Source organism: Methylobacterium sp. FW306-05-D, from assembly GCF_058782155.1.
The window spans coordinates 1-2,604 of record NZ_JBYSXL010000159.1 but is presented as its reverse complement, the minus strand read 5'-3'; the positions used below and the strand labels follow the sequence as shown (position 1 = coordinate 2,604).

Sequence of the window (2,604 nt, the reverse complement as noted above, 5' to 3'; positions counted from 1 at the left end):
GACACACGGCAGCACCTGATCCTGCGCGCACCAATCTCTCCAACACCCCCTTGAATCCGATGGGGCGTCCACACACGCCGTGCTGGAGTTCCTGCGCTTCGGGCTCGGCAAGTCCGAGATCGACCTCGCTCCGGAGGAGAGGGCCGGGCGGAGGCCGCGCGAACGCGAACGCACGCTCATCGACGAAACGCTCAGCGGGGGCTGGGTCGCCGTCGAGCTCGACCGGGGCGGCCTTCGCGAGCGCTGGCAGAGGTTCGGCGACAATCCGGCGACCATCGTCGTCACGACGCCCGGCCTCGACGACGAGCCGATCACGGTCGCCGACGCGCAGCGTCGGTTCCCGGCTCGCGCATTCCACCAAAAGGAGCTTTCGACGACGATGGTCGATCCGGAGGCCGCGGCGGAAAACATCACCGGCATCGCGGCCGCCGAGGTCATCGAGGAAAGAAGGCGCATCGACGGCGAAATCGCCGTCGTGAAGCGCGAGGTGACGACGGCCCTGCAGGATGTGGCCGCACACTGGCAGGCGGAATTGGAGCTGGGACGTGCCCGTGGACGGGTCGCCGACATGCGGCGGAGGCTGGATGCCGCGCGGGTCAGGATGGCTCAGGGCGGCGTGCAGGAGGCCGACCTGGCCATCCTCCGCGAAGCCCCGCGATATGGCCGCGGGCGAAACTACCTCGACGACGTCGGAAGACGTATCGCCGACGACCGGGACAGGATCGGCGCCATCCTGGAGTCCCTCCTGGTCGTCGACAAGGAGCGATATGGGGACGCGCTCGAATTCGGCCCCCTCGCGGAACTCGACATCCGCCTCAAAGCCGTCCGAAGCAATATCGATGGCCGCCTGAGGTCCGTGCTGCGGGACCTGAGCGACCTTTCATCCGCCCGTGATGCCGCCGGCGCCGAATTCCAGGTCATCCGGCAGGCCTTCGAGGAAGGGTACGCCAAGGCGCGCGAGCGTCAGGTGGCCCACGGCGCGTTGATCAAGGAGGCGGAGGCTCTCGCCGGGCAGCTGGAGGAAATGGAAGCCCAGGAGGCGCGAGCCTCCGAACGCTTCAACATGACCCACGCCGCGCCGGCCATCCTAATCGACGCGCGACAGAGGCTGGCGCAGCTCGTCGTCGACCGTCGGACCCTGCTCGCACGCGCCGCCGATGAGGTCGCGTTGAAATCGGCCGGTACCCTTCTCGCGCGGGTTTCGAAGGATCGCCGGCCCGTCGAGTGCATCCAATCGCTCTGTGCCTAGATGGAAGGATCGATGATCCGCAACTCCGACCGGAGCTGTTCCGATTGGGTGGTGGCGACGTGCCGGGACGGTGGCCAGGGCTGGACGGCCTTGTGCGACGCCCTGCTCAAGGTCTACCGCGACAGGATCATGGCGGGCAGCCCGACCGAGCCGGGCGTAGAGGCCATGGCGGAATTGAAAACCCTGGTGTTCGGGGGCCAGGAGCGGCTCACCGACAACCAGGCGAACCGGCTCTACGCCCGTTTGAGCGACCAAAGCGTCGAAGTCATGCTCTCGGCCGTACCGAGGGATTCCATCGTGCTGACCTACGTCAGCGACGGCCAGAAGATCGGGTTCGCGCGCGCATCCCCCGGACAGCAGGCATCCGCGCTCCTCGAATTGCTGCTGCGACAGGAAGCGGGAACGCTCATCGTCGACCAACCGGAGGACGACCTCGACAACCGGGTTATCATGCGCATCGTGGAACGAATTCGGACGTCCAAGACGGCCCGGCAGATCATCTTCGCAACCCACAACGCGAACCTCGTCGTGAACGGCGACGCGGACAAGGTCGTCACCATGGTGTCCACCATCGCGGAGGATCGGGCGCCGGAAGGAACGACGCACGTTCGTGTCGAAAGCGACGGCGCCATCGAGACCCCCGCCGTCCGCCAAGCCGTCACGCGGATCATGGAAGGTGGCTTGGATGCCTTCGACCTCCGTGCACGGAAGTACGGTGTCGAGGGAGCACAAAGATAGGTCCGACCAATCCTCGCGCAGGGATACGGGAAACCGACGGTCGAAGGGACGGCAATCGAGGTATGCCAAGCCGCCAGGACCCCGGACATGCTGAGGGTGACGATCTTCTCATCGACGCTCCGGCATGATCACCGGGAAGGCGTTGGTGCAGGCAAGCCATGACGGACGAGGACCGACAGAAGATCAAATCCATCGCGGGGCGCTTGAGGGATGCCGGTTTCCGGGTCTCCACCCGTGCGGTGTACGACGAACTCGGTCGCAAGGGGTCCTACAACGCCATGGCCGCCGTGGTCGCCGAGTGGCGGGCGGAGGTCGACTACCAGCCGGAGGTCGAGACCCATGATTTGCCGTCGGGGCTCAAGGTCAGGCTGCTCGACATAGGCGCTGAGATCCTCGCCCACGTACGAGCCGAGCAATCGGCGGCGCGGGATGCCGAACGGGTCAACGCCGACGCGAGGCGGCGGGCATACGAGGCGGAAACCGCCGAGGCCGGGGCCATGGTCGGTCAACTCTTGGAGCGTGTCCGAGACCTACAGGCGGAGGTTGACCTGACCGGTATTTTGGACCGAGCCAATTGGAAGGCTACTGCATGGTGGCGGCCATGGGTAGCCGGACAG

At 66.2% G+C, this 2,604-nt stretch carries 3 protein-coding genes; all 3 read left to right on the top strand.

The genetic code is table 11. The annotated features are described in order from the left end of the window. The first annotated feature begins 79 nt into the window (after positions 1 to 79). Complete coding sequence (locus AC3WLN_RS23945; protein ID WP_492485466.1) at positions 80 to 1,249, top strand: hypothetical protein; 1,170 nt, start codon at positions 80 to 82, stop codon at positions 1,247 to 1,249. A 12-nt stretch (positions 1,250 to 1,261) separates the two neighbouring features. Beyond that, positions 1,262 to 1,987 carry an AAA family ATPase gene (locus AC3WLN_RS23940; protein WP_492485464.1) on the top strand — a complete coding sequence of 242 codons (726 nt, stop codon included), beginning with the start codon at positions 1,262 to 1,264 and terminating at the stop codon, positions 1,985 to 1,987. Between the two features lie 158 nt (positions 1,988 to 2,145). Beyond that, on the top strand, positions 2,146 to 2,604 hold a 459-nt coding region (locus tag AC3WLN_RS23935), incomplete at its 3' end, for a DNA-binding protein (protein ID WP_492485462.1).

Bases quoted from the DNA above. Each gene is read 5' to 3' on its own strand.
- AC3WLN_RS23940 (WP_492485464.1), top strand. From the start codon at position 1,262: ATGATCCGCAACTCCGACCGGAGCTGTTCCGATTGGGTGGTGGCGACG.